Here is a 25,376-nt window from a genome sequence, read left to right as displayed (position 1 = left end):
GGTCACGGCGTCCCCGTCCGCCGTGCGCTCCGGACGGGGCCGGCCCGGCGGTCGGCCGGTGGCCGGCCGGTGGCCGTGCGGGGTCAGCCGGCGGTCATCCGGTTGGCCGTGTGGACGGCCCGGAGGACGGCCGCGGCCTTGTTGCGGCACTCGTTGTCCTCGGCGACCGGGTCGGAGTCGGCGACGACACCGGCTCCCGCCTGCACGTACGCGGTGCCGTCGCGCAGCAGCGCCGTACGGATGGCGATGGCGGTGTCGGAGTCGCCGGCGAAGTCCAGGTAGCCGACGCATCCGCCGTACAGGCCGCGCCGGGAGGGTTCGAGCTCCTCGATGATCTGCATGGCGCGCGGCTTGGGCGCCCCGGAGAGGGTGCCGGCGGGGAAACAGGCGGTGAGGACGTCGAAGGCGGTCTTCCCCTCGGCGACCTTGCCGGTCACGGTGGAGACGATGTGCATGACGTGCGAGTAGCGCTCGATCGACATGAAGTCGACGACCTCGACGGAGCCCGGCTCGCAGACCCGGCCCAGGTCGTTGCGGCCGAGGTCGACGAGCATGAGGTGCTCGGCGCGCTCCTTGGGGTCGGCGAGCAGTTCCTCGGCGAGGTCGTGGTCCTCCTGCGGGGTGGCGCCGCGGTGCCGGGTGCCGGCGATGGGGTGGAGCATCGCGTGCCCGTCCTCGACCTTGACCAGCGCCTCCGGCGAGGAGCCGACGACGTCGAAGCCGTTCTCGAAGCGGAACAGGTACATGTACGGGGAGGGGTTGGTGGCCCGCAGCACCCGGTAGACGTCGAGGGCGGAGGCGGTGCAGGGGGTCTCGAACCGCTGCGAGGGCACGACCTGGAACGCCTCGCCGGCCCGGATCCGCTCCTTGATGTCCTCGACGGCGTCCTGGTAGGCGGGCCCGCCCCACCGGGCCGAGAACTCCGGCAGCTCGGAGGCGGGCAGCGCGGCGGGGGCGGCCGTGGCCGGGCGGGCCAGGTCGGCCTCCATCGCGTCGAGGCGGGCCACGGCCCCCGCGTACGCCTCGTCGACACCGGTGTCCAGGTCGTTGTGGTTGATCGCGTTGGCGATCAAGAGGACCGTGCCGTCCCAGTGGTCGAGGACGGCGAGGTCGCTGGTGAGCAGCATGGTGAGCTCGGGGAGCCGCAGGTCGTCGCGACCGTGCTCGCCGATGCGCTCCAGGCGGCGCACGATGTCGTAGCCGAGGTAGCCGACCATGCCGCCGGTGAACGGCGGCATGCCGGAGGCCAGGTCGCGCGGGGTGTGGAGGGTCTCGACGGTGGCGCGCAGCGCGGCGAGCGGGTCGCCGTCGACGGGCACGCCGACCGGCGGGGTGCCGAGCCAGTGCGCCTCGCCGTCCTTCACCGTCAGGGTGGCGTCGCTGCGGACGCCGATGAAGGAGTAGCGGGACCAGCTGCGGCCGTTCTCCGCGGATTCGAGGAGGAAGGTGCCGGGGCGTTCGGCGGCGAGCTTGCGGTAGAGCCCGACCGGGGTGTCGCCGTCCGCGAGGAGCCTGCGGCTGACGGGGATGACGCGGCGGTCGGCCGCCAGCTTGCGGAAGGTCTCGAGATCCATGGCGCCAGACCCTACTCGGCCGCGAGGAGGACGTCGGTGTCGAAGCAGGTGCGCGTGCCGGTGTGGCAGGCGGCGCCGACCTGGTCGACCTTGACGAGCACGGTGTCGGCGTCGCAGTCGAGGGCGACGGACCTGACGTGCTGGACGTGCCCGGAGGTGTCTCCCTTGACCCAGTACTCCTGGCGGCTGCGGGACCAGTAGGTGCAGCGGCCGGTGGTGAGGGTGCGGTGGAGGGCCTCGTCGTCCATCCAGCCGAGCATGAGCACCTCACCGGTGTCGTACTGCTGGGCGATGGCGGGGACCAGGCCGTCGGGGCTGCGCCTGAGGCGGGCGGCGATGGCCGGGTCGAGATCGCTGGAGGTCCGGGGCGGCGTGCTGCTCATGGGGCCATTGTGCCGTGGGTGCCGGGGGTGTCCGGCGGTGCGTCCACTGGGCGGACCGGCGGCGATCGCCGTACGCTGGCGACCATGTCGACCCATGCCAAGCGTGAACGGCTTCTGCTCGCCGATCTGTTGGAGGCGGCCGGTCCGGACGCCCCGACGCTCTGCGAGGGGTGGCGGACCCGGGACCTGGCGGCCCATGTGGTGGTGCGCGAGCGCCGGCCGGACGCGGCGGCCGGCACCGTCGTGCCGGTGCCGGCGCTGAAGGCGCGCCTCGACCGGGTGCAGGAGGAGTTCGCCGGGAAGCCGTACGAGGAGCTGATCCAGCTGATCCGTACGGGGCCGCCGCGGATGTCCCCGTTCACCATCAAGCAGGTGGACGAGGGGGCGAACGTCGTCGAGTTCTACGTCCACGCGGAGGACGTGCGCCGGGCCCAGCCGGACTGGTCGCCGCGGGAGCTCGACCCGGTCTTCGCCGACGCCCTGTGGTCCCGTCTGGAGAAGTCGGCCCGGCTGCTCGGCCGCAAGGCACCGGTGGGCCTGGTGCTGCGCCGCCCCGACGGCCAGACGGTGGTGGCGCGCCGCGGCACCCCGGTGGTGACGGTGTCCGGGGAGCCGGGCGAGTTGATGATGTTCCTCTTCGGGCGCCAGGACGCGGCGAAGGTGGAGCTGGACGGCGAGCAGGAGGCCGTGGAGCGGCTGCACGCGGCGAAGCAGCTGGGGATCTGAGCGGTCTTCCCGCTCGGGGCGGCCCGGGGCGCGCGCCTACCCGGGCAGTTCGGCCTCGCGCACGGAGGTGACGAGGAGGCCGTAGACGCCGGAGAGGGCGCAGACGGCCGCGCTCACCCCGTACACCGGGCCGAGGCCCCACAGGCCGATCGCCGCGCCCGTGAGCGGGAAGGTGAGCGGGGCGAGGCCGAGGGAGCACAGGCCGGCCACGGCGGTGACCCGGCCGAGGTAGGCGGGGTCGCAGGCGGTCTGGAGGAGCGCGGTGCACAGCGCTCCGGACAGTCCGGCGAACAGGCCGATGGCCAGGGCGAGGGCGACGGCCGCCGGCAGCGGCGCGGCGTGGCCGAGGGCGGCGATCGAGGCGGCGCCGAGCAGCATGGTCCAGCCGCTGACCAGGCCGGCGCGCGGGACGCGACCGCGGACGGTCAGGACGAGCGAGGCCGCGCCCGCGCCGGTCCCGAAGCCGGCGAGGACCCAGCCGATGCCGGAGGCGCCCCAGCCGCGCTGCTCGGCGAGGACGGCGAGGCCGACGTTGAGGGGGCCGACGAAGCCGAGGTCGCTGAGGAGCACGATGACCATCAGGGGACCGAGGAGGCGGTGGCCTCGCAGGTAGCGCAGGCCGGCGGCGAGGTCACCGAGCGCGGTGCCGGTGCCGGGCCGGTGCCCGGCGGGCAGCGCGCGCGGCCGGAGCGCGCACAGCAGGGGCAGCGAGAGGGCGAAGAGCAGTCCGGCGAGGCCGAAGGCGGTCGCGGGGCCGCCGACGGCGACGGCGAGGCCGCCCAGCGGGGCGCCGACGACGGCGCCGAGGCGCTGGGCGAGGCCGCGCATGCCCTGGACGCGGGCGAGCTGGTCATGGGCGGCGATACGGGCCGGCAGGGCACCGACGGCCGGCAGGAAGAGGGCGTCGACGGCCCCGAAGACGAGCGCGACGGCGGCGAGGGCCCAGAGGCCGGGCGAGGCGACGAGGAGGGCCGCGGCGAGCCCGAGGACGACGACGCAGCGCACGGCGTCGGAGCCGATGACGACCCGGTGCGGACCGAGCCGGTCGGCGACCACTCCCCCGCCGAGCAGGAGCAGCGCCCGGGGCACGGCCGCGACGGCCATGACGAGTCCCGCCTGGCCGGGGGTGCCGCCGCTGACGGCGGCCCAGGCGAGGGCCAGGTGGTAGACGCTGTCGCCGAGCGTGGACGCGGTGTACGCACCGGCCCAGCGCAGCACGCGGGGGTCGCGGTGGGCGGGCCGGCCGGCGCGGGACGGGTCGGCACGGAACGGGGCGGAACCGGTCGGGGCGGTACGGGGCGGGGTGGGACGGGGCGGAACCGGTCGGGGCGGTACGGGGCGGGGTGGGACCGGCCGGCGGGGTGGCCGTCATGCGCGGTAGGGGAAGCCGTGGAGGTGGACGGCGACGTTCTCGCGGCCCTCGGTGGCTCCGGCGGCCTCGGCGGCGCGGGCGGCCTGGTCGTACTTCCTGACGACGGCGTCCAGCTCCTCGCCCAGGGCGGCGAGTTCGGCGGCGGTGAGACGGGGCAGCCACTCGGAGCTGACGGCGGCGGAGCGCCATGCGTCCGGCCAGGTGAGGCGCTCGTCGAGGAAGCGGCGGTGCATCTGGGTGCGCTGCTCCTCGAGGGTGCGGCCGAAGGCGGCGTTCGCGGCGACGAGCTCGGGGGTGTCGCGGATGTCCTCCTCGCGGATGGCGAAGCCGTACGAACTGGGCTGCCACCAGCGCTCGCGGCCGTCGGCGGACTGCGCGGGAGCCTCCTCGACGAGCCCGCCCTCGGCGAGCTTGCGCAGGTGGTAGCTGACGAGCGAGACGGCCTCGTCGACCTGTTCGGCGAGCTGGGACGCGGTGGCGGTGCGGGCCACGAAGAGGGCGCGGTACAGACGCATGCGCAGCGGGTGCGAGACGGCCTTGAGCGTGCCGAGATCGGTGATCCGGCGCGTCTCGTTCTCGGGGGAGGGCGAGGTCATGCCTCGGAGCCTAGATACGCAAGAAAAATTGCGCAATGGAAATTGCACGCATGCTCCCGCGCGTCGGCCAGGCGGCGGAGAAAGGGAGAAGGGCCCCCGAAGGGGCCCTCACAGCGTGGAACAGTGCCTCAGCGGACCTCGTGGCCCGCTTCCCGCAGCGTCTGCTTGACCTCGCCGATCCGCAGGTCACCGAAGTGGAACACGGAGGCGGCGAGCACCGCGTCCGCACCCGCTTCGACCGCGGGCGGGAAGTCGGCGAGCCGGCCCGCGCCGCCGGAGGCGATCACCGGGACGGTCACGTGCTTGCGCACGGCCGCGATCATCTCGGTGTCGTAGCCGTCCTTCGTGCCGTCCGCGTCCATCGAGTTCAGCAGGATCTCCCCGGCGCCCAGCTCGGCGGCCCGGTGGGCCCACTCGACGGCGTCGATGCCGGTGCCCTTGCGGCCGCCGTGCGTCGTCACCTCGAAGGAGCCGGACGGGGTGCGGCGGGCGTCGACCGACAGGACGAGGACCTGGCGGCCGAAGCGCTCGGCGATCTCCTGGATCAGCTCGGGGCGGGCGATGGCGGCCGTGTTCACGCCCACCTTGTCGGCCCCGGCCCGCAGCAGGCGGTCGACGTCCCCGGCCGAGCGCACGCCACCGCCGACGGTGAGCGGGATGAAGACCTGCTCGGCGGTGCGGCGCACCACGTCGTAGGTGGTCTCCCGGTTGCCCGAGGAGGCGGTGATGTCCAGGAAGGTCAGCTCGTCGGCGCCCTCGGCGTCGTACAGCTTGGCCATCTCGACCGGGTCGCCGGCGTCCCGGAGGTTCTGGAAGTTGACGCCCTTGACCACCCGGCCGTTGTCCACGTCCAGGCAGGGGATCACCCGTACGGCGAGGCTCATCGGCCCTCCTCCCCCCGGTACGCCTCGACCTCGACCTCGACGACGAGGCGCGGGTCGACGAAACCGGAGACGATGATCATCGACGCGGCCGGACGGACGGCGTCGAACAGCTCCTTGTGGGCGCGGCCGACCTCGTCGACGTCCCGCGCGTGCGTGATGTACATGCGGGTGCGCACGACGTGCTCGGCCCCCAGGCCCAGCTGCTCGAGGGCGTCGAAGGCGACGTTGAAGGAGTTCACGGCCTGCTCGTACGGACCGCCGTCGGCGATCTGGCCGCCCACCACGGAGGTGCAGCCCGAGACCAGGACGGTCCCGTTCGGCAGCTCGACCGCGCGGGAGTAGCCGAACTGCTCCTCCCAGGGGGCGCCCGTCACGACCCTGCGTACGGAGTCGCTCATGCGGCGGCCACCGCCTTCAGGGCGTCCTCCAGGGTGAACGCCTTGGCGTACAGCGCCTTGCCGACGATGGCGCCCTCGACGCCCAGCGGGACGAGTCCGGCCAGCGCCCGCAGGTCGTCCAGGGAGGACACGCCGCCGGAGGCGACGACCGGCTTGTCGGTGGCCGCACAGACGTTCTTCAGGAGCTCCAGGTTGGGGCCCTGCAGCGTGCCGTCCTTGGCGATGTCGGTGACGACGTAACGGGCGCAGCCCTCGGAGTCGAGGCGGGCGAGCGTCTCGTAGAGGTCGCCGCCGTCGCGGGTCCAGCCGCGGCCCTTCAGGGTGGTGCCGCGCACGTCCAGACCGACGGCGATCTTGTCGCCGTGCTCGGCGATGACCTTGGCGACCCACTCGGGGGTCTCCAGGGCGGCGGTGCCCAGGTTGACGCGGGTGCAGCCGGTGGCGAGGGCGGCGGCCAGCGAGGCGTCGTCGCGGATGCCGCCGGACAGCTCGACCTTGATGTCCATCGCCTCGGTGACCTGGCGGACCAGCTCCCGGTTGTCGCCGGTGCCGAAGGCGGCGTCCAGGTCGACCAGGTGCAGCCACTCGGCGCCGGAGCGCTGCCAGGCGAGGGCGGCCTCGAGCGGGGAGCCGTAGGAGGTCTCGGTGCCGGACTCGCCGTGGACGAGGCGGACGGCCTGGCCGTCGCGGACGTCGACGGCCGGGAGCAGTTCAAGCGTGCGGGACATCAAAGCGTTCCGATCCAGTTGGTGAGGAGCTGGGCGCCGGCGTCACCGGACTTCTCGGGGTGGAACTGGGTCGCCCACAGGGCACCGTTCTCCACCGCGGCGACGAACGGCTCGCCGTGGGTGGCCCAGGTGACCTTGGGGGCACGGAGGTTGGGGTTGCCGATCTCCAGCGTCCAGTCGCGCACCGCGTAGGAGTGCACGAAGTAGAACCGGGCGTCGGCGTCCAGGTCCGCGAACAGCTCGCTGCCCTCGGGCGCGTCGACCGTGTTCCAGCCCATGTGGGGCACGACGGGGGCGTTCAGCGGCTCGACCGTGCCGGGCCACTCGTCGAGGCCCTCGGTCTCCACGCCGTGCTCGATGCCCCGGGCGAAGAGGATCTGCATGCCGACGCAGATGCCCATGACGGGGCGGCCGCCGGACAGGCGGCGGCCGACGATCCAGTCGCCGCGGGCCTCCTTGAGGCCCTGCATGCAGGCGGAGAAGGCGCCGACGCCGGGGACGAGGAGTCCGTCGGCGTTCATCGCCTTGTCGTAGTCACGGGTGATCTCGACGTCGGCGCCGACCCGGGCGAGGGCGCGCTCGGCGGAGCGCACGTTGCCGAAGCCGTAGTCGAAGACGACGACCTTCTTCGGTGCGGCCGCGCTCATGACCACACGTCCAGTCGCAGGACGCCGGCCGACAGGCACATGGCGGCACCGATGGAGAGCAGCACGATCAGGCTCTTGGGCATCTGCTGCTTGACGAAGGAGTAGATGCCGCCGAGCAGGAAGAGCCCGACGACGATGAGGACGGTGGAGAGTCCGTTCACGGTTACAGCGCGCCCTTCGTCGAGGGGAGGATGCCGGCGGCGCGCGGGTCGCGCTCGGAGGCGTAGCGCAGGGCGCGGGCCAGGGCCTTGAACTGGCACTCGACGATGTGGTGCGCGTTGCGCCCGTAGGGCACGTGCACGTGCAGGGCGATCTGCGCCTGGGCGACGAAGGACTCCAGGATGTGCCGGGTCATCGTCGTGTCGTAGGAGCCGATCATCGGCGCCATGTTCTCGGGCTCGGTGTGCACCAGGTAGGGGCGGCCGGAGAGGTCGACGGTGACCTGGGCGAGCGACTCGTCCAGGGGGACGGTGCAGTTGCCGAAGCGGTAGATGCCGACCTTGTCGCCGAGGGCCTGCTTGAAGGCGGCGCCCAGCGCGAGGGCGGTGTCCTCGATCGTGTGGTGCGAGTCGATGTGGAGGTCACCGTCGGTCTTCACGGTCAGGTCGAACAGACCGTGCCGGCCGAGCTGGTCCAGCATGTGGTCGTAGAAGCCGACCCCGGTCGACACGTCGACCTTTCCGGTGCCGTCGAGGTCGATCTCGACGACGACGGAGGTCTCCTTGGTGGTGCGCTCAACGCGGCCTACGCGGCTCATGCGTTCTGCTCCTTCTTCAGCTCACGAACCGCGTCGAGGAACGCGTCGTTTTCTTCGGGGGTGCCGGCGGTGACCCGCAGCCAGCCCGGTACGCCGTTGTCCCGGACCAGGACGCCCCGGTCGAGGATCTTCTGCCATGCCTCGTGGGAGCCGCGGGCTCCGTCGAAGCGGCCGAACTGGACGAAGTTGGCGTCGGACTCGGTGACCTCGTAGCCGATGGCGCGCAGCTCGGCGACCAGTCGGTCGCGTTCCGCCTTGAGCTGCTCGACGTACCCGAGGAGGGTGTCGGTGTGCTCCAGGGCGGCGAGCGCGGTGGCCTGGGTGACGGCGGAGAGGTGGTACGGGAGGCGGACCAGCTGCACGGCGTCGACGACGGCGCGGTGGGCGGCCAGATAGCCCAGGCGCAGTCCGGCGGCGCCGAAGGCCTTGGACATGGTCCGGGAGACCACCAGGTTCGGGCGGCCCTCGATGAGGGGCAGCAGCGAGTCCCGGTGGCTGAACTCCACGTACGCCTCGTCGACGACGACCAGCGAGGGCCTGGCGGCCTGGGCGGCCTCGTACAGCGCGAGGACGGTGTCGGCCTCGACCGCCGTCCCGGTGGGGTTGTTGGGCGAGGTGATGAAGACGACGTCCGGGCGGTGCTCGGCGATCGCCCGCCGCGCCGCCGCCACGTCGATCGTGAAGTCCTCGTCGCGCGGACCGGAGATCCAGCCGGTGCCGGTGCCGCGGGCGATCAGGGCGTGCATCGAGTACGAGGGCTCGAAGCCGATCGCGGTGCGGCCGGGACCGCCGAAGGTCTGCAGCAGCTGCTGGAGGACCTCGTTGGAGCCGTTGGCGGCCCACACGTTCTCCGCCGCGACCGGGTGCTTTCCGGTACGGGTGAGGTAGCGGGCGAGCTCGGTGCGCAGCTCGACGGCGTCCCGGTCGGGGTAGCGGTTGAGGCCGCGGGCGGCCTCGGCGACCCGCTCCGCGATCCGGGCCACGAGCGGCTCGGGCAGCGGGTAGGGGTTCTCGTTGGTGTTCAGCTGGACGGGCACGTCGAGCTGAGGCGCGCCGTAGGGCGACTTGCCCTTCAGCTCGTCGCGGATCGGGAGGTCGTCGATCCGGATGGTGTCGTTCGGTGTCACTTGTTCTCCGGCACCTTCCACCCGAACCGGGCCTTGATGGCGGCGCCGTGCGCGGGCAGGTCCTCCGCCTCGGCGAGGGTCACCACGTGGTGGGCGACCTCGGCGAGCGCGTCGCGCGTGTAGTCCACGATGTGGACACCGCGCAGGAAGGACTGCACGGACAGGCCCGAGGAGTGGCAGGCGCAGCCGCCGGTGGGCAGCACGTGGTTGGAGCCCGCGCAGTAGTCGCCGAGGGAGACCGGCGCCCAGGGGCCGACGAAGATCGCGCCGGCGTTGCGGACCCGGTCGGCGACGGCGGCGGCGTCGGCGGTCTGGATCTCCAGGTGCTCGGCGCCGTAGGCGTCGACCACGCGCAGGCCCTCGTCCGGGCCGTCGACCAGGACGATCGCGGACTGCTTGCCGGAGAGCGCGGGGACGATCCGGTCGTCGACGTGCCTGGAGGCGGCGACCTGGGTCTTCAGCTCGGCCTCGACGGCCTCGGCGAGCTCCTCGGAGTCGGTGACGAGGACGGCGGCGGCGAGCGGGTCGTGCTCGGCCTGGCTGATCAGGTCGGACGCGACGTGCACCGGGTCGGCGGTGGAGTCCGCGAGGACCGCGATCTCGGTGGGTCCGGCCTCGGTGTCGATGCCGATCCGGCCGGTGAAGTAGCGCTTGGCGGCGGCGACCCAGATGTTGCCGGGGCCGGTCACCATGTTGGCCGGGGCGCAGGTCTCGGTGCCGTACGCGAACATCGCGACGGCCTGGGCGCCGCCCACGGCGTACACCTCGTCGACGCCGAGGAGGGCGCAGGCGGCGAGGATGGTGGGGTGCGGCAGGCCGCCGTGCTCCTTCTGCGGCGGCGAGGCGAGGGCGACGGAGGGGACGCCCGCCTCCTGCGCCGGGACCGCGTTCATGATCACGGAGGAGGGGTAGACGGAGCGGCCGCCGGGCGCGTAGAGGCCCACGCGCTCGACCGGGATCCACTTCTCCGTCACGGTGCCGCCCGGGACGACCTGGGTGGTGTGGGTGGTGCGGCGCTGGGCGGCGTGCACGAGCCGGGCCCGGCGGATGGACTCCTCCAGGCCGGCGCGGACGGCCGGGTCGAGCTCGGCGAGGGCCCGCTCCAGGGCCGCGGCGGGCACCCGGACCTGGTCCAGGCGCACTCCGTCGAACTTCTCCGCGTAGTCGATCAGCGCCGCGTCGCCCCGATGATGCACGTCCTCGCAGATCGGCCGCACCTTCTCCAGGGCGGCTTCCACGTCGAACTCGGCACGGGGCAGCAGGTCACGCAGGGCGGCACCCTCGGGGAGGGCGTCACCGCGCAGATCGATTCGAGAGATCACGGGTCAATTCTCTCAGACGGCCGAGAACGTCCGTCGCCCGTATCACTGGCTGATACGGGCCACTCTGGCGTCTTGTCGCCACTCCTGACCGTTAGCGTTCAGTCCGTCACTCAGCGGGAAGAACGGCTGTACGAATCCGGGATACGGAATCGTGGGAAGCGAGGGGGCGGCAGTGACCGAGCCGCGCGAGGACGACGGAATGCCCGAGGGCCTGACCGGCCCGGAGCGGGAGATGTGGCGGGCGTTCCGGGTCGGCGACAGCTGCGATCTGCGGGAGGGGGTGCCGGAGCGGGACGATCCGTTCGGGGTGGGGACGGTGTGGGGCGCGGAGCGCAGTGTGCGGGCCGAGGTCGTGGCCCTGCTGCTGCTCGACGGGCCGCCGGCGCGATCCGGGCGCGTCGCCGCGCTCAAGCTGCGCGGGGCGCGGATCACGGGGGTGCTCAATCTGGCGGGCGGCACGATAGGGCCGTACGTGGAGATGAACGGCTGCCGCTTCGACGGCGAGGTGGTCCTGCCGGAGGCCCACTTCGGGACGCTGCGGATGGTCGAGTGCCTGATTCCGCGCCTGGAGGCGGCCCGGCTGCACACGGAGGGCGACCTCCATCTGCCGCGCTGCCGCATCGAGCGGGGCATCCGGCTGACCGACGCCCAGATCGGCACCGACCTGCTGATCAACCAGATCCGGGTGTGGCCCGACCAGCGCGGCCGGGCGATCACGGCGGACGGGCTGGCCGTCGCCCAGGACCTCCAGGCCGAGCTGATCGAGACGTACGGGGAGCTGAGCCTGCGCGGGGCGAAGGTCGGCGTGTCGCTCAGTCTGCGGGGCAGCGTGCTCCGCGGCGCCCAGCAGCGCCGCGCGCTGAACGCGCCGCAGCTGACCGTGGAGCGCACCCTCTACCTGAACGCGGCGTGGGTGTACGAGCCCTCGGAGTACACCACGGCCACCCCGCCGTACGGGGTGACGCCCGCCCGGGGCGCCCGGCGCAAACCGGTCGAGTGCCACGGCGGGGTGCGTCTGGACGACGGCCGCTTCGGCGACTCGGTGGACCTGCAGTACGCCCGGTTCCTGCTGGACGGCTCGCGCCGGGAGGAGGTGTCGCTGCGCCGGATCGTGACCCCGGAGCTGCGGTTCAACGGGGAGCGCCCCGAGGAGGGCCGGGTGGTGCTCAACGGGGCGAAGGTCGTGACGCTGATCGACCTGTCCACCAGCTGGCCGGGACCGGGCGGCCTCGCGATGAACGGCTTCATCTACGAGACCCTGGTGCCCTACGGGCACTTCCCGCTGGCCCGGCGTCTGGAATGGGTGGCGGCGGCCACCCCGGAGTACGCGCCGGAGCCGTACGAGCGGCTGGCGGCGGTGCTGCGCAGCAGCGGGGAGGACGAGGACGCCCGCGAGGTGCTGCTCGCCAAGCAGCGGCGGCGCCGCGAGACGCTGCCGCTGGCGGGCAAGCTGTGGGGGTACGTCCAGGACCTGGCGGTCGCGTACGGCTACCGGCCGGGCCGGGCGCTGCTGTGGATGGCGGTCCTGTGGGCGGCGGGCACGGTGGCGTTCTCGCGCTATGACCCGCAGCCGCTCAAGCCCGGCGAGTCCCCCCACTGGAACGCGACGCTGTACGCCCTGGACCTGCTGCTTCCGGTGATCGATCTCGGCCAGGTCGGCTACTGGCGGATGAAGGGCTTCTGGCAGTGGGCGTCGACCGCGCTGATCCTGCTCGGCTGGGTGCTCGCCACGACGGTCGCGGCGGGGGCCTCGCGGCTGCTGAGGCGCGGATGACCCCGACGGGACGGTCGGACCGGGGTCGCATGAAGCACCGGTCCACCCCTTTCTTTACGCTGTCTTGACTCCTGTCAGCACAACCTTCCGGCCCCCACCAAAGCTTCACAGCCCCCCACTGGCGCCGCCCTCACCTGCGGTTTTCAATGATTCGCACGATGTCACTGCTCCGCGCCCTGATCGGCACCACCCGCCTGGTCCGGCACAGCCCCCGGCTCTCCGCCGGGCTGGCTCCGGACGACGACGTGCTGCTCGACGCACCGGACGAGCGGCTGGCGCCCGCCCTGGTCGCCGCCGCGCTCGCCGATCCGGAGCCGGCCGCCAAGCTCCTCGCCACCACCCGGGACGCCGCCGAGTGGGAGGAGCGGGACCGTTACGTGAGCCGGCTGAGCGCCTTCGCGTACCGCAGGGACGACTGGCTCGGCCGCTGGCTCGCGGCGGCCCCGCAGGACCCGGACGCCCTGCTCGTGAAGGCCCAGCTGGCGGTCCGCAGGGCATGGGAGTCGCCGGCCAGGGCCGAGCGGCTGCGCGAGCTCGGGCCGCTGATCGACGCGGCGACCGAGGCGGCGCCGCGCGATCCGGTGCCGTGGCGCCTCGCCCTGGACCACGCGCGCGGCACCCACGCCGGGCACACCGCCTTCGAGGCGCTGTGGGAGCAGGCCGTCCGGCGTGCACCGAACCACTACGGCAGTCACGTGGCCGCCCTGAAGTACCTGTCGGCGCAGTGGTACGGCTCGCACCGCGAGTGCTTCGACTTCGCCGAGCAGGCCGCCGAGGACGCGCTGCCGGGCTCGCTGGTGCAGGCGCTGCCGGTGCGGGCGGCCTTCTCGCAGCTGCTCTCCGGGCCCGCGCCGGGGCAGGGGGTGGGCCGCGAGCGGATCGACGCGGCGGCGGACCGCGCGCTCGCCCTGTCGGCCGGATACCCGGCGGGCGACCTGGGGCCGGCGGAGGTGCGCAACCTCCTGGTCCACGTCCTGGTGGAGCGGGGCCGCTGGCACGACGCCCTCGCCGAGTTCGGGCGGATCGGGCCGCAGGCGACCACGTTCCCCTGGACGCTGGTGGCCGAGGACCCGCTGCGCGGTTTCCTGGACGCGCGCGCCGGTGCCGTACGCGAGGTGGCCCGCCGCACGCCGCTGCGCGCCGGGCCCGGAAGGGACGCGGGGACGGGCGACGGGGGCCGGCCCGGCGGCCATTAGGCTTGACCGCTGTGACCACCGCCCGTCTGCCTCTGTTCCCGCTCAACACGGTGCTGTTCCCGGGCCTCGTGCTGCCCCTGAACGTCTTCGAGGAGCGTTATCGCGCCATGATGCGCGCGCTGCTCCAGACGGACGAGTCCGAGCCGCGGCGCTTCGCCGTCGTGGCGATCCGCGACGGCCGGGAGGTCGCGCCGACGGCCCCGGGCCTGCCCGACCAGACGGCGCTGCCGGAGAAGGGTCCGGCGGCGGGCTTCGGCCCGGACCCCATCCAGGCCTTCCACCGGGTCGGCTGCGTCGCCGACGCCGCGTCGATCCGGGAGCGCGCGAACGGCGGCTTCGAGGTGATGGCCACCGGCACGACGCGGGTGAAGCTGCTCTCCGTCGACGCGAGCGGCCCGTTCCTGACGGCCGAGGTCGAGGAGATCCCGGAGGAGCAGGGCGACGAGGCGGGCACCCTCGCCGAGGGCGTGCTGCGCGCCTTCCGCGCGTACCAGAAGCGCCTGGCGGGCGCCCGCGAGCGCTCCCTCACCACCAGCGAGCTGCCGGACGACCCCTCCGTCGTGTCGTACCTGGTCGCCGCCGCCGCCGTCCTCGACATCCCGGCCAAGCAGCGGCTGCTCCAGGCCCCGGACACGGCGACGCGGCTGCGCGAGGAACTGACCCTGCTGCGCTCCGAGACGGCGGTCCTGCGCCATCTGCCGTCCCTGCCCGCGGTGGAGCTGACCCGCGCCCCGACCAGCCCGAACTGACCGTCCGCGCCCGAGTCCGAGGAGAGCCCCCTTGGCGAAGAAGCAGAAGAAGCCCAGCGCCGGCACTCCGGCGACGGTGGCCCTGGCGGCCGCCGGCACCCCGTTCACGGTCCACGCCTACGACCACGACCCGTCGACGCCCTCCTACGGCGAGGAGGCGGCCGAGGCCCTCGGCGTCTCCCCCGACCGCGTCTTCAAGACCCTCGTCGCGGACGTGGACGGCGAGCTCACCGTGGCCGTGGTCCCGGTCGCGGGGCAGCTGGACCTGAAGGCCCTGGCCTCGGCCGTCGGCGGCAAGAAGGCCGCCATGGCCGACCCCGCGGCGGCGGAGCGGACCACCGGCTACGTCCGCGGCGGCATCTCGCCGCTGGGCCAGCGCAAGCGGCTGCGGACGGTCCTGGACTCCTCGGCCTCGGCCCACCCGACCATCTGCGTCTCGGCGGGCCGCCGGGGCCTGGAAGTGGAACTGGCTCCCGGGGACCTGGCGGCCCTCACGGACGCGGTCCTGGCCCCGATCGGCCGAGGCTGAGACGACGGCCGCCCGGGAACGCGGAGGCAAGCGGGGCCGTGCGGCGGCCCGGCCCCCGCACCCCGCCCGGGAACGCGGAGGCAAGTGGGGCCATGCGGCAGCCCCGGCCCCGCACCCCGCCCGGTCAGGCCCGCGTGCTCGGCATCGGCGGCCACGGCCCGTCCTCGGGCTCCGGGTCGCGCGGCCCGAAGACGGCCGTCAGGGCGAGGTGGACGATCATCGCGGCGACCGGCCAGGCCAGCACCGCCGCGGCCGCCATGTGCAGCTCCAGCGGGGCCTCGAAGAAGACCCGGGGACCGACCGCCTTGGCGTGGGCGACGACATCGCGTTCCGGGCCGAGCCAGGTGCCCGTCCCCCAGCCGAGCAGCGAGCCGAGCACGCCGCCGAGGGCGAGGCCCACGACGAGGGCGATGCCGCCGTGGCGGTGGATCAGGAAGACCAGGGCCGCGGCCAGCGCGCCGAAGCCGAGGCCGAGCAGGACAAACGTTCCGTCCATGCCGATCGCGGCTTCTCCCTCGCCGTCGCGCAGGAAGACCGCCTTGCCGTCGGAGACCAGCACGACCCGGGGCGCGAGCCACAGCCACAGCAGTCCGAGCAGGGCTCCGGCCACCGCCGAGACCACGGTCACCACGGCGGCCTGCCGCAGCTCGGTGGCCGTGCCGGGGGCGCCGTCGGGGTCCGGCAGCGCCGGATCGGGCGCGGGCCGGGCGGAGTCGTGCGGGGGTGGCTGGTGCGGCGGAGTCAGAGGTGCGGTCACCACGCCATCGTGCCAGGTGCGGCCGTGTGCCGCCTCAGCGGACCGACGGAACCGCGGCGGACCGCGGCGGACCGTCCGCGGACCGGTGGAGGGGAGTCCGCGGACCGGTGGAGGGGAGTCCGCGGACCGCCGTCAGCGGACCGCTGCCCTCCGGTACGCCCAGGTCGCCACCGCCAGCGAGACGACCCCCACCGCCCCGCACACGGCGAGGTCCAGGCAGACCGCCGCCCAGTCGGGGCGCGCCTCGAAGGTACGGGCCAGGGCCTCGACCCCGTAGGTGGAGGGCAGCAGGTCCCGCGCCCAGCCGATGGGCCCGGGCAGCCGGTCGGCGGGGAGCACGCCGAGCAGCAGCGCCGCCGACATGCCGAGCTGGCCGAGGAGGGTGGCGAGCTCCTGCCGGGGCGCGAGCAGGCCGAGTGCCGCGCCGAGTCCGGCGAGGGCCGCCCCGGACAGCGGCACGACGGCCGCGAGGATCCACAGGTTCGCGAGCGGCAGCCCGAACAGCACCGAACCGATCACGGCGGTCACGACGGTGCCGGGCACGGTGAACGAGGCGTACGCCCCCGCGGCGCCCAGCACCACCGCGGCGGGCGGCACGGGCAGGGTGGCGTAGTGGTCGAGTCCGCCGCCGGCCCGAAGGTGCCCGAAGTACTGGGCGAGCAGGTTGAGCGCGACGAAGGCGACGACGAGGACGGCGGAGCCGGCGACCACGGCCCGCGCCTCCGCGCCGCCGTCGACGACGCCCCGCATCAGGACCATGATCCCGACGGACTGGAAGGTCGCCACGAACAGCAGCGGGATGCGGGCGACCCGGGCGCGGGACAGCTGGGCGCGGTAGACCGCGGCGAGTGCGGGCAGCAGCCGGGCGCGCGGAGCGAGGGGCGCGGCGCCGTGCGGGGCGTCGTCCCGGACTCGGGCGCCGACGTCGGCGGCCCTCAGGGCCTCGGCGGGCGGGGTGCTCAACTCGTCCAGCTCCTGGTGTTCGACCGGCTCCTGACGTCCGGCAGGTCGTCCGCTTCGTCCCACGCGTCCAGCGCGCCCAGCACGTCCGACGCGTCCGGCTCGGCGTTCCACTCGTCGGTCACGCCTTCACCAGCCCCCGGGTCTCCCCGCCCAGCGCCAGGTACACGTCCTCCAGGCTCGGCGTCGCCAGCGTGAAGTCGTCGAGGGCCGCGAACGCGGCGCCTCCGGTCACCGCCGCGACGGCGGCCCTGGCCTCGTCGGGGGCGAGCCGGAGCACCCAGCGCCGGCCGGACTCCTGGGCGCAGGCGCGCAGGGCGGCCACCTCGGGGACGTCGAGGGGGGCGCGCTCGCGCCAGACGAGCTCGACCCGTACCTCGCCCGCGACCCGCTCCTTGAGCCCGGCGGGGGTGTCGCAGGCGATGACGCGGCCGCGGTCGAGGACGGCGACCCGGTCGAGGACCGTCTCGGCCTCGATGACGTTGTGGGTGACGAGCAGCACGGTGGTGCCGTGCTCGGCGCGCCGCCGGTCGACGGCGGCCCACACGGCCCGGCGGGCGACGGGGTCCATGCCGGTGGTGGGTTCGTCCAGGACGAGGACGGGCCGTTCGCCGACGAGGGCGGCGGCGACGCAGGCGAGCCGCCGCTGGCCGCCGGAGAGCTTCTTCAGGGGCCGTGCGGCGATCTCGGCGAGGCCGAGCTCGTCGAGGACGGCGTCGCACGCGGCGCGGGCGTCCCGGGCGCCGAGGCCGCGCAGCCGGCCGGTGGTCTCGGCGGCGAGGGCCACGGTCAGCTCGTCGAGGGCGGTGGACTCCTGCCCGAGGTAGGCGAGGAGCCGGGCGGCGCGTTCGGGGTGGCGCACGAGGTCGTGGCCGAGGAGGTGCACGGAACCGGAGTCGGGGCGCATGAGGCCGGTGAGCTGGCGGACCAGGGTGGACTTGCCGGCGCCGTTGGGTCCGAGCAGGCCGAAGATCTCGCCGCCGCGCACATCGAGGCTGATCCCGTCGGTGGCCCGCACCTCGGGGGTCGCGGGGGCTCCGCGTCTGCCGCGTGTGGCGGGGTACGTCTTGACCAGGTCCCGCACCACGCACACCGTACTCACGAGGGATGAGCCTACGGGGTCCCCCGGCTCTCCTCGGGCGCGGGGGCGTGTTGGGCGGCGGCGTGGACGTCGATCTCCCGCCAGAATCCGGCGCGGATCGCGTAGCGGTCGTGCTCGTCGATCTGGTCGTCCTTGTGCGCGAGCAGGCCGAAGCGGGCGGCGTAGCGGAGGAGCTCGCCGTCGATGCGGTGGGGGATGCGCGGGTACATGCCGGCGAGCTTGGGGATGTGTCCGGGTTCGGGGAGCCGGTCGAGCCAGCGGCGGGCGAAGACCTGGCCGACCTCGTAGGGGTCGCCGCCGACGGTGGTGATGTCCTCCTCGCGGTCGGCCCAGCGCTGTTCGGCGCTGGTGAGCTGGGCGAGGGTGGGCAGGGAGGCGGTCTCGGCGGGTTCGCCGAGGGCGGCCGGGGGCCGGTCGATCCAGCCCTTGTCGGAGGACCAGCGCAGGGTGGCGTTCGCGGGGTGCGGGTGGGAGGCGGGGGCGGCGGGGCCGCGCAGGGCGGCGAGGTCCTTGGGGGTGGGGACGTGCCTGGCGTGCGCGGACGCGCCGGGGCTCGCGCCGTCGGCCGGTTCGGTCGCGACGGAGCCGGGTGCCTCGGCGGCGGTGGCGCTCGTGTCCCGTCGGGGGTTCTCGCGCGGGTCGTGGTGCGAGCCGTTGTGGGAGCTGTTGTGGGCGGCGGCCGCGGCGGCCCGCTCCGCGGAGGCGGCGAGGGCGGACTCGGGCAGGGGCGCGGAGAGGATCGCGGCGATCTCGGGGCGGGGCACGGGCGGCGGGGCGCACAGGCCGGTGAGGTCCTTGGCGCGGACGGCCCGGGTGATCCAGGTCCGGTCGAGGACGCGCCGCTCGTCCGCCTCCGCGACGAGGTCCTCGGACTGGTTGTAGTCGCCGTCGGCGGCCTGGACGGCCCACAGGTGGACGGCGACGCCGTGCTCCTTGGCGGACATCAGGCCGGGCAGCAGATCGCCGTCGCCGGTGACGAGGACGATGTCGGAGCAGGCCCGGTTCCTGGCCAGTTCGGTGAGCTCGGTGTGCATGGCGGCGTCGACGCCCTTCTGGGCCCAGCGTCCCTCGCTTCGGGTGAGGGCGCCGAGCCGGACGGTGACCCGGGGCATGACGCGCAGTCTGCGGTGTTCGGGCTGGGGCACGCGGTCGGGGGCGCCGTCGAACCAGTAGATCCGCAGCAGGGGCTGCTGGGTGTCGGCCTCGGCGCGTTCGCGCAGCTGCTGGATGAGCGCGGCGTGGTCGACGGTGATCCGCGAGCGGGCCGGCTCCCCGGCGAGGAGGCTGGCGGCGGCGCCCAGCAGGTAGCCGGCGTCCACCAGGACGACGCATCGGTCCACGTGTTCCACCCTCTTTCGGGAACCTCGTCGGCTCTTTCGGGAACCTCTACGGGAACCTCGGGATCGGAAGTGCTCCGGGTTTCCCCGAGTCTGCCCGACCCGGCAGTGCTTGAGGTCCGGAACTGGATCATCGGCGTGGCGGATCGCACGCGGGGTTGGCCTCACCGTCCGTAATGATCCAAAATGCGGCGTTTCCTGCCGTGTGTGAGTCTGACAGCGGCCCTGGCCCCCAGATTCCCACGAGGAGGCATCATCACCATGGCCAAGAACCGTAAGCAGGACCGCAGTCCGCGCGCCTCGCAGGCCGAGCGCGGCCAGCAGCAGGCCCAGCAGTCGTCGCTGGAGTCCCAGGCCGAGCACCGCGCCGCCCAGGTGACGCCGGGCGACATGGCACGCAAGGGCCGTCAGAAGCGCTTCGGCCACAACTGACGCGACCAGGCAAAAGGGGCGCGCCCGTGACGACGGGCGCGCCCCTTGCGCGTGCGGCGGACCCGGGGGCCGGGCCGGTCGGCCGCCGGGCCCGGGGGCCGTCAGCCGGCCAGGCAGGACGGTCCGAGGAGGACCTTCAGGTCGCCGAAGAGGGCCGGGTCGGGCTGGACGCGGTGCCGGTCGAGCCGCAGCACGGTGGTCGAGCGCGGCCCCTGGAGCTTGATGCGGACCTCGGTGTTGCCCTTGTGGTGCTGGAGGATCTCGCCGAGCCTGCTGATCATCGGCGGGGTGACCTTGACCGTGGGGATGGTGAGGACGACCGGCGCGTTGGTGCCGGCGTTGGACAGGTCGGGGACCATCAGCTCCATGGCGACGAGCCGGGGGACGTCCTCGCGCTTGTCGAGGCGGCCCTTGACGAAGACGACGGCGTCCTCGACGAGCTGGGTGGAGACCAGCTGGTACGTGGCCGGGAAGAACATGCACTCGATGGAGCCGGCCAGGTCCTCGACGGTGGCGATGGCCCAGGCGTTGCCCTGCTTGGTCATCTTCCGCTGGAGGCCGGAGATGATGCCGCCGATGGTGACGACCGCGCCGTCGGCGTGCTCGCCGCCGGTGAGCTGGGAGATGCCGGCGTCGGTCTTGTCGGACAGGACGTGTTCGAGGCCGAAGAGCGGGTGGTCGGAGACGTAGAGGCCGAGCATCTCGCGCTCCTGGGCGAGCAGGTAGGACTTCTCCCACTCGACGTCGGAGAACTCCACGTCGAGACCGAAGCCGGGCTCGCTGCTGTCCTCGTCGCCCATGCCGCCGAAGAGGTCGAACTGCCCCTCGGCCTCCTTGCGCTTGACCGCGACCACGGTGTCGATCATGGGCTCGTGCTGGGCGACCAGGCCCTTGCGGGTGTGGCCCATGGTGTCGAAGGCACCGGCCTTGATCAGCGACTCGACGGTCCGCTTGTTGCAGACGACCGCCTCGACCTTGTCGAGGAAGTCGGGGAAGGAGCTGTACTTCCCCTTGCTCTTGCGGGTCTTGATGATCGACTCGACGACGTTGGCACCGACGTTGCGGACGGCGGTGAGGCCGAAGAGGATCACGTCGTCGCCCTGGGCGGCGAAGTTCGCCTCGGACTCGTTGACGTTCGGCGGGAGCACCTTGATGCCCATGCGGCGGCACTCGTTCAGGTAGACGGCGGACTTGTCCTTGTCGTCCTTGACCGAGGTGAGCAGCGCCGCCATGTACTCGGCGGGGTGGTTGGCCTTGAGGTAGGCGGTCCAGTAGGAGACCAGGCCGTACGCGGCGGAGTGGGCCTTGTTGAAGGCGTAGCCGGCGAAGGGGACCAGGACGTCCCAGAGGGCCTGGATGGCCTCGTCGCTGTAGCCGTTCTTCTTGGCTCCGGCCTGGAAGATGGTGAAGTTCTTCGCCAGCTCGTCGGGCTTCTTCTTGCCCATGACGCGGCGGAGGATGTCGGCCTCGCCGAGCGAGTAGCCGGCGATGATCTGCGCGGCCTTCTGCACCTGCTCCTGGTAGACGATCAGGCCGTAGGTGACGTCCAGGACCTCCTTGAGCGGCTCCTCCAGCTCGGGGTGGATCGGGGTGATCTCCTGCTGGCCGTTCTTGCGCAGCGCGTAGTTCGTGTGCGAGTTCATGCCCATCGGGCCCGGGCGGTAGAGCGCGGACACGGCGGAGATGTCTTCGAAGTTGTCCGGCTTCATCAGCCGGAGCAGGGAGCGCATGGGGCCGCCGTCGAACTGGAACACGCCGAGGGTGTCGCCGCGCTGGAGCAGTTCGAAGGTGGTGGGGTCGTCGAGCGGGAGGGCGAGGAGATCGATGTCGATCCCCTTGTTGGACTTCACCATCTTGACGGCGTCGTCCATGATCGTCAGGTTGCGCAGGCCGAGGAAGTCCATCTTGAGCAGGCCGAGCGACTCGCAGCTCGGGTAGTCCCACTGGGTGATGGTCACGCCGTCGGTGTGCCTCACCCAGACCGGGACGTGCTCGGTGATGGTCTCGCTGGACATGATCACGCCGGCGGCGTGCACGCCCATCTGGCGGACCAGGCCCTCGACGCCCTTGGCGGTGTCGATCACCTTCTTGACGTCCGGCTCGTTCTCGTACATCGCCCGGACCTCGCCCGCCTCGCTGTAGCGGGGGTGGGAGGGGTTGGTGATGCCGTCGAGGTCGATGCCCTTGCCGAGGACGTCGGCGGGCATCGCCTTGGTGATCCGGTCGCCCATGGCGTACGGGTAGCCGAGGACGCGGGCGGAGTCCTTGATCGCGTTCTTGGCCTTGATCTTGCCGTACGTGCCGATCATGGCGACCTTGTCGGCGCCGTACTTCTCCGTCACGTACCGGATCACCTCGACGCGCCGGCGCTCGTCGAAGTCGATGTCGACATCGGGCATGGAGATGCGCTCGGGGTTGAGGAAGCGCTCGAAGATCAGGCCGTGCGGGATGGGGTCGAGGTCGGTGATGCCGAGGGCGTACGCGACGATCGAGCCGGCCGCGGAGCCTCGGCCGGGGCCGACGGCGATGCCCTGCTTCTTCGCCCACATGATGAAGTCGGCGACGACGAGGAAGTAGCCGGGGAAGCCCATCGAGATGATGGTGTCCATCTCGTACTCGACCTGCTTCATGCGGTCGTCGGGGATGCCGTCCGGGAAGCGGCGGTGCATGCCCCGCATGGTCTCCTCGCGGAACCAGCTGACCTCGGTGTAGCCCTCGGGGATGTCGAACTTCGGCATGAGGTTCTTGGCCTCGAACATGCCGTCGGTGCTGACCTGCTCCGCGACCAGGAGGGTGTTGCGGCAGCCCTCCTGCCAGGCGTCCGAGGAGTCGATGGCGTACATCTCCTCCGTGGACTTCAGGTAGTAGCCGGTGCCGTCGAACTTGAAGCGGTCCGGGTCGGAGAGGTTCTTGCCGGTCTGGATGCACAGCAGGGCGTCGTGGGCCGTGGCCTCGTGCGCGTAGGTGTAGTGCGAGTCGTTGGTGACCAGCGGCGGGATGCCGAGCTTCTTGCCGATCTCCAGGAGTCCGTCGCGGACCCGGCGCTCGATCTCGATGCCGTGGTCCATCAGCTCCAGGAAGTAGCGGTCCTTGCCGAAGATGTCCTGGTATTCGGAGGCGGACTTCAGGGCCTCGTCGAACTGGCCGAGGCGCAGCCGGGTCTGCAGCTCGCCGGAGGGGCAGCCGGTGGAGGCGATCAGGCCCTCCGACCACTTGGAGATGGTCTCCTTGTCCATGCGCGGCCACTTCTGCAGCCAGCCCTCGGCGTAGGCGTCGGAGGAGAGCCGGAAGAGGTTGTGCAGACCGGTGGCGTTCGCCGCCCAGATCGTCTTGTGGGTGTAACCGCCCGAACCCGAGACGTCGTCCTTCTTCTGGTGCGGCTGGCCCCACTGGATCTTCCGCTTGTTGCGGCGGGACTCCGGGGCGACGTACGCCTCGATGCCGATGATCGGGGTCACTCCGGCCTTCTTGGCGGAGTGGAAGAAGTCATAGGCCCCGTGGAGGTTGCCGTGGTCGGACATCGCGATGTGGGTCATGCCCATCTCGTTGCACGCGTTGAACATGTCCTTGAGCCGCGCGGCACCGTCCAGCAGGGAGTACTGGGTGTGGACGTGGAGGTGCGTGAAGGGCGGCTTGGTCACGGGGGATGCCTCCGAACGGATTCCTGGGGGGACAGCGTGGAAGTCTACGTCGCTCGGCCGACAGGGACCGGGCACTGAGCGGTACGGTCGCGCGTTGGGACACAGAGAACACCTGTCCCATTTGTCATGCACCATTTTGAGTCATCGCGCGCACCGCGTCCCGTACCAGGAGGCACCTTCGATGTCGGTCCCCCAGCCCACCGCCGCCGAGCGCGGTGAGCAGATCCTCGCCGTCTTCGACACCGCCTTCGGCGAGCTGCTCGCCGCCGACCCGGCCGCCTTCAAGGTCAAGTTCCGGAAGATGGCCGGATCCGCCTTCGCCTTCTACCGGGGCACGGCGTGCCTGTTCTACAAGGACCTGGAGCGCGAGGCCCACGGCGGGCCGTATCTGGACGAGCGGACCGGACGGGTGTGGATCCACGGTGATCTGCACGCCGAGAACTTCGGCACCTACATGGACGCCACCGGCCGGCTGATATTCAACGTGAACGACTTCGACGAGGCGTACGTCGGCCCCTTCACCTGGGACCTCAAGCGGCTGTCGGCCTCGCTGGCGCTGATCGGCTACGCCAAGGCGCTCAGCGACGAGCAGATCACGCACCTCGTCCGGATCTACGCCGCCTCCTACCGGGAGCGGATCCACGCCCTGGCGACCGGCGCGAAGAACGACGAGCTGCCGCCGTTCACGCTGGACACGGCCGAGGGGGCGCTCCTCGACGCCCTGCGCGCGGCCCGCTCGCTGACCCGGTTCGGGCTGCTGGACTCGATGACGGAGATCCGCGAGTTCGAGCGCCGCTTCACGGCCGGCGGCGGCGCGATCGAGCTGGACGCGGCCGACCGCTACCGGGTGCTGGCCGCCTTCGACGGCTATCTGGAGACGCTGCCGGAGTCGAGCCTGACCCGCCCGGACTCGTACCGGGTCAAGGACGTCGTGGGACGGCGCGGCATCGGCATCGGCTCGGCCGGTCTGCCCTCGTACAACATCCTCCTGGAGGGCAACAGCGACGCCCTGGAGAACGACGTCGTCATTTACATGAAGCAGGCGCAGACACCGGCGGTTTCTCGCCATGTGACGGACGCGGCGGTACGGGGCTACTTCCACCACGAAGGGCACCGCACGGTGATCTCGCAGCGGGCGCTGCAGGCGCACGCCGACCCGTGGCTGGGCTGGACGGAGCTGGACGGGGCCGGGCAGCTGGTCGCGGAGGTCTCGCCGTACGCGGTGGACCTGGACTGGTCGGACATCGACGACCCGCAGGACATCGCGGCCACGGTCGCCGACCTGGGCCGGGCGACGGCGACCATGCACGCGGCGGCCGACGACTCCAGCGGCCACTCGCTGGTGCCGTTCTCCACGGAGCGGGCCATCGACGCGGCGATCGCGGCGGACGAGGAGGGCTTCGCCGAGCTCCTGGTGGACTTCGCGCACGCGTACGGCGCACGCGCGCGTGCCGACCACCAGATCTTCGTGGACCTGTTCCGCAACGGCCGGATCCCCGGGCTGTAGGAGGCACGGGAGGTCGGTGGGGCGGCGCGGGGCTCCCGGGGCGCCTCACAGCTCGGTCTTAGGGACGTCTTACGGCCCGGCATGGCACACTTCCACGGCGATGGACATGGCAGGAATCCAGCTGAGAGCCCTCCGGGCGGCGTTCTTCACGGCACTGGCCGTGACGCTGTCCGTGGCCTCGCACGTCCTGCTGTCCGGCGTGCCGCTGCCGGTCGGGGCGGTGGTCCCGGTCGCGGCGGCGGTCTTCGCCGCGGCGTACGCGCTGGCCGGCCGCGAGCGCGGCTTCGGCCCGATCGCCGGGCTGCTCGTGCCGCTGGAGCTGGCCGCCGACACGTTCTTCACCAGCGGGCAGGTGGCCTGTTACGGCCCCGCCGGCGGGCCGGTCGCCGGCTCGCTGCGCACGGTGGGCCTGGACGTGGACGCGCTGTGCGGTGGGGCCGTCGGCGCCCCGCTGCCGGGTGTGGCGGCCGCCGGGAGCGGCACCGCTGCCTCGCTGCTGACCTCGCCCGATCCGGCGGTGCCCTGGCTGCTGCTCGCCGCGCATGTGGCGGTCGGGCTCTCGGCGGCCTCGTGGCTGCGCGGCGGCGAGCGGGCGCTGGCCCGGCTGCTGCGGGCTGCGGTGGCCTTCGCGTTCCGGCCGCTGCTGCTCGTGACGGCCTTCTTCCGTGCCCCGGGCACCGCCCCCCGGCGCACCGGCCGCGTCACCGGCGGGCCGCGCCGCTCGCGCACCCGGCTGCTCGTGCACTCCGTGGGGCGGCGGGGGCCGCCCCGCGGCGCGGGCCCGCGGCGTCCGGCTCCGGCCGTGACGCCCGCGCTCACCCGCGCCGCCGCCCCCGCCCTCGCCCTCGCCCTCGTCTGAGCCGGCACCTTCCGCGGGC

General features: G+C 72.9%; 26 protein-coding genes. 8 read left to right on the top strand and 18 right to left on the bottom strand.

Features of this window, described 5'->3' with window-relative positions; all coding sequences use genetic code 11:
* Window positions 1-83: 83 nt before the first annotated feature.
* Window positions 84-1,574, bottom strand: a complete 1,491-nt coding sequence (locus ABD954_RS25610) for an anthranilate synthase component I (protein ID WP_345489304.1) — start codon at window positions 1,572-1,574, stop codon at window positions 84-86.
* An 11-nt stretch (window positions 1,575-1,585) separates the two neighbouring features.
* On the bottom strand, window positions 1,586-1,957 hold the full coding sequence (gene hisI, locus ABD954_RS25605) for a phosphoribosyl-AMP cyclohydrolase (protein WP_345489302.1): 372 nt from the start codon (window positions 1,955-1,957) through the stop codon (window positions 1,586-1,588).
* 84 nt (window positions 1,958-2,041) lie between these two features.
* Here hisI and ABD954_RS25600 point away from each other — a divergent pair, with 84 nt between their 5' ends.
* Window positions 2,042-2,683 carry a TIGR03085 family metal-binding protein gene (locus ABD954_RS25600; protein ID WP_345489300.1) on the top strand — a complete coding sequence of 214 codons (642 nt, stop codon included), beginning with the start codon at window positions 2,042-2,044 and terminating at the stop codon, window positions 2,681-2,683.
* Window positions 2,684-2,719: 36 nt separating this feature from the next.
* Here the strand turns inward: ABD954_RS25600 and ABD954_RS25595 are convergent, their stop codons facing one another.
* From ABD954_RS25595 to hisD, 10 genes are all read right to left on the bottom strand, one after another.
* Window positions 2,720-3,901 (bottom strand): MFS transporter, encoded by a 1,182-nt coding sequence (locus ABD954_RS25595; RefSeq protein WP_345489298.1) that lies wholly within the window; start codon window positions 3,899-3,901, stop codon window positions 2,720-2,722.
* Between the two features lie 150 nt (window positions 3,902-4,051).
* On the bottom strand, window positions 4,052-4,651 hold the full coding sequence (locus ABD954_RS25590) for a helix-turn-helix domain-containing protein (RefSeq protein WP_345489296.1): 600 nt from the start codon (window positions 4,649-4,651) through the stop codon (window positions 4,052-4,054).
* Between the two features lie 128 nt (window positions 4,652-4,779).
* The gene (gene hisF, locus ABD954_RS25585) at window positions 4,780-5,535 is read right to left on the bottom strand and encodes an imidazole glycerol phosphate synthase subunit HisF (protein WP_345489294.1); all 756 of its coding nucleotides are present in this window, start codon (window positions 5,533-5,535) and stop codon (window positions 4,780-4,782) included.
* Entirely contained in the window at window positions 5,532-5,933 is a 402-nt protein-coding gene (locus ABD954_RS25580; protein WP_345489292.1) for a RidA family protein, read from the bottom strand. Before ABD954_RS25580 ends, hisF begins: the two co-directional genes overlap by 4 nt.
* Window positions 5,930-6,661: a bifunctional 1-(5-phosphoribosyl)-5-((5-phosphoribosylamino)methylideneamino)imidazole-4-carboxamide isomerase/phosphoribosylanthranilate isomerase PriA gene (gene priA, locus ABD954_RS25575; RefSeq protein WP_345489290.1), complete on the bottom strand. Its 732-nt coding sequence runs from the start codon at window positions 6,659-6,661 to the stop codon at window positions 5,930-5,932. Before priA ends, ABD954_RS25580 begins: the two co-directional genes overlap by 4 nt.
* A complete protein-coding gene (hisH, locus tag ABD954_RS25570) occupies window positions 6,661-7,308 on the bottom strand; it encodes an imidazole glycerol phosphate synthase subunit HisH (RefSeq protein ID WP_345489288.1) in 648 nt (215 codons plus the stop codon). The genes priA and hisH overlap by 1 nt, the downstream gene beginning before the upstream one ends.
* On the bottom strand, window positions 7,305-7,469 hold the full coding sequence (locus ABD954_RS25565) for a hypothetical protein (protein ID WP_345489286.1): 165 nt from the start codon (window positions 7,467-7,469) through the stop codon (window positions 7,305-7,307). Before ABD954_RS25565 ends, hisH begins: the two co-directional genes overlap by 4 nt.
* 2 nt (window positions 7,470-7,471) lie before the next feature.
* Window positions 7,472-8,065, bottom strand: a complete 594-nt coding sequence (gene hisB, locus ABD954_RS25560) for an imidazoleglycerol-phosphate dehydratase HisB (RefSeq protein WP_030492957.1) — start codon at window positions 8,063-8,065, stop codon at window positions 7,472-7,474.
* Entirely contained in the window at window positions 8,062-9,192 is a 1,131-nt protein-coding gene (locus tag ABD954_RS25555; RefSeq protein WP_345489284.1) for a histidinol-phosphate transaminase, read from the bottom strand. The genes hisB and ABD954_RS25555 overlap by 4 nt, the downstream gene beginning before the upstream one ends.
* Window positions 9,189-10,514 (bottom strand): histidinol dehydrogenase, encoded by a 1,326-nt coding sequence (gene hisD / locus ABD954_RS25550; protein WP_345489282.1) that lies wholly within the window; start codon window positions 10,512-10,514, stop codon window positions 9,189-9,191. Before hisD ends, ABD954_RS25555 begins: the two co-directional genes overlap by 4 nt.
* A gap of 172 nt (window positions 10,515-10,686) precedes the next feature.
* Here hisD and ABD954_RS25545 point away from each other — a divergent pair, with 172 nt between their 5' ends.
* From ABD954_RS25545 to ybaK, 4 genes are all read left to right on the top strand, one after another.
* Window positions 10,687-12,288 (top strand): oxidoreductase, encoded by a 1,602-nt coding sequence (locus ABD954_RS25545; RefSeq protein WP_345489281.1) that lies wholly within the window; start codon window positions 10,687-10,689, stop codon window positions 12,286-12,288.
* A gap of 146 nt (window positions 12,289-12,434) precedes the next feature.
* Complete coding sequence (locus ABD954_RS25540) at window positions 12,435-13,484, top strand: hypothetical protein (protein WP_345489279.1); 1,050 nt, start codon at window positions 12,435-12,437, stop codon at window positions 13,482-13,484.
* 11 nt (window positions 13,485-13,495) lie between these two features.
* Complete coding sequence (locus ABD954_RS25535; protein WP_345489277.1) at window positions 13,496-14,233, top strand: LON peptidase substrate-binding domain-containing protein; 738 nt, start codon at window positions 13,496-13,498, stop codon at window positions 14,231-14,233.
* 31 nt (window positions 14,234-14,264) lie between these two features.
* Window positions 14,265-14,762, top strand: coding sequence for a Cys-tRNA(Pro) deacylase (gene ybaK / locus ABD954_RS25530; protein WP_345489275.1), 498 nt, complete (start codon window positions 14,265-14,267; stop codon window positions 14,760-14,762).
* Window positions 14,763-14,886: 124 nt separating this feature from the next.
* On the opposite strand, the gene ABD954_RS25525 is transcribed toward ybaK, so the two are convergent.
* The 5 genes from ABD954_RS25525 to ABD954_RS25505 all read right to left on the bottom strand — a co-directional run bounded on the left by ABD954_RS25525 (window position 14,887) and on the right by ABD954_RS25505 (window position 18,930).
* On the bottom strand, window positions 14,887-15,519 hold the full coding sequence (locus ABD954_RS25525) for a DUF2567 domain-containing protein (protein ID WP_345489273.1): 633 nt from the start codon (window positions 15,517-15,519) through the stop codon (window positions 14,887-14,889).
* Between the two features lie 132 nt (window positions 15,520-15,651).
* The gene (locus ABD954_RS25520; protein WP_382745743.1) at window positions 15,652-16,482 is read right to left on the bottom strand and encodes an ABC transporter permease; all 831 of its coding nucleotides are present in this window, start codon (window positions 16,480-16,482) and stop codon (window positions 15,652-15,654) included.
* The gene (locus ABD954_RS25515) at window positions 16,479-16,604 is read right to left on the bottom strand and encodes a hypothetical protein (protein WP_345489271.1); all 126 of its coding nucleotides are present in this window, start codon (window positions 16,602-16,604) and stop codon (window positions 16,479-16,481) included. The genes ABD954_RS25520 and ABD954_RS25515 overlap by 4 nt, the downstream gene beginning before the upstream one ends.
* Window positions 16,601-17,572, bottom strand: a complete 972-nt coding sequence (locus tag ABD954_RS25510; protein ID WP_345492460.1) for an ABC transporter ATP-binding protein — start codon at window positions 17,570-17,572, stop codon at window positions 16,601-16,603. The genes ABD954_RS25515 and ABD954_RS25510 overlap by 4 nt, the downstream gene beginning before the upstream one ends.
* A gap of 20 nt (window positions 17,573-17,592) precedes the next feature.
* Window positions 17,593-18,930, bottom strand: coding sequence for an NYN domain-containing protein (locus tag ABD954_RS25505; protein ID WP_345489269.1), 1,338 nt, complete (start codon window positions 18,928-18,930; stop codon window positions 17,593-17,595).
* A gap of 249 nt (window positions 18,931-19,179) precedes the next feature.
* Here ABD954_RS25505 and ABD954_RS25500 point away from each other — a divergent pair, with 249 nt between their 5' ends.
* Window positions 19,180-19,350, top strand: coding sequence for a hypothetical protein (locus ABD954_RS25500; RefSeq protein ID WP_345489268.1), 171 nt, complete (start codon window positions 19,180-19,182; stop codon window positions 19,348-19,350).
* Between the two features lie 101 nt (window positions 19,351-19,451).
* On the opposite strand, the gene dnaE is transcribed toward ABD954_RS25500, so the two are convergent.
* Window positions 19,452-22,991, bottom strand: a complete 3,540-nt coding sequence (gene dnaE / locus ABD954_RS25495; protein WP_345489266.1) for a DNA polymerase III subunit alpha — start codon at window positions 22,989-22,991, stop codon at window positions 19,452-19,454.
* A 181-nt stretch (window positions 22,992-23,172) separates the two neighbouring features.
* Between dnaE and ABD954_RS25490 the strand changes: the two genes are divergently transcribed.
* Entirely contained in the window at window positions 23,173-24,498 is a 1,326-nt protein-coding gene (locus tag ABD954_RS25490) for a DUF2252 domain-containing protein (protein WP_345489264.1), read from the top strand.
* A 100-nt stretch (window positions 24,499-24,598) separates the two neighbouring features.
* Entirely contained in the window at window positions 24,599-25,357 is a 759-nt protein-coding gene (locus ABD954_RS25485) for a hypothetical protein (RefSeq protein ID WP_345489262.1), read from the top strand.
* The last annotated feature ends 19 nt before the right edge of the window (window positions 25,358-25,376 follow it).

The organism is Streptomyces roseoviridis (assembly GCF_039535235.1).
Classification (GTDB): Bacteria; Actinomycetota; Actinomycetes; order Streptomycetales; family Streptomycetaceae; genus Streptomyces; species Streptomyces roseoviridis.
This window is presented reverse-complemented; position numbering and strand designations above follow the sequence as displayed.

What these genes read in the sequence shown, in the direction of transcription:
- ABD954_RS25500 (WP_345489268.1), top strand. Translation starts at nt 19,180, where the DNA reads ATGGCCAAGAACCGTAAGCAGGACCGCAGTCCGCGCGCCTCGCAGGCC.
- hisH (WP_345489288.1), bottom strand. Translation starts at nt 7,308, where the DNA reads ATGAGCGCGGCCGCACCGAAGAAGGTCGTCGTCTTCGACTACGGCTTC.
- hisB (WP_030492957.1), bottom strand. Translation starts at nt 8,065, where the DNA reads ATGAGCCGCGTAGGCCGCGTTGAGCGCACCACCAAGGAGACCTCCGTC.
- ABD954_RS25490 (WP_345489264.1), top strand. Translation starts at nt 23,173, where the DNA reads ATGTCGGTCCCCCAGCCCACCGCCGCCGAGCGCGGTGAGCAGATCCTC.
- ABD954_RS25540 (WP_345489279.1), top strand. Translation starts at nt 12,435, where the DNA reads ATGATTCGCACGATGTCACTGCTCCGCGCCCTGATCGGCACCACCCGC.
- ABD954_RS25590 (WP_345489296.1), bottom strand. Translation starts at nt 4,651, where the DNA reads ATGACCTCGCCCTCCCCCGAGAACGAGACGCGCCGGATCACCGATCTC.
- priA (WP_345489290.1), bottom strand. Translation starts at nt 6,661, where the DNA reads ATGTCCCGCACGCTTGAACTGCTCCCGGCCGTCGACGTCCGCGACGGC.
- ABD954_RS25600 (WP_345489300.1), top strand. Translation starts at nt 2,042, where the DNA reads ATGTCGACCCATGCCAAGCGTGAACGGCTTCTGCTCGCCGATCTGTTG.
- hisI (WP_345489302.1), bottom strand. Translation starts at nt 1,957, where the DNA reads ATGAGCAGCACGCCGCCCCGGACCTCCAGCGATCTCGACCCGGCCATC.
- ABD954_RS25580 (WP_345489292.1), bottom strand. Translation starts at nt 5,933, where the DNA reads ATGAGCGACTCCGTACGCAGGGTCGTGACGGGCGCCCCCTGGGAGGAG.
- hisF (WP_345489294.1), bottom strand. Translation starts at nt 5,535, where the DNA reads ATGAGCCTCGCCGTACGGGTGATCCCCTGCCTGGACGTGGACAACGGC.
- ABD954_RS25610 (WP_345489304.1), bottom strand. Translation starts at nt 1,574, where the DNA reads ATGGATCTCGAGACCTTCCGCAAGCTGGCGGCCGACCGCCGCGTCATC.
- ABD954_RS25485 (WP_345489262.1), top strand. Translation starts at nt 24,599, where the DNA reads ATGGACATGGCAGGAATCCAGCTGAGAGCCCTCCGGGCGGCGTTCTTC.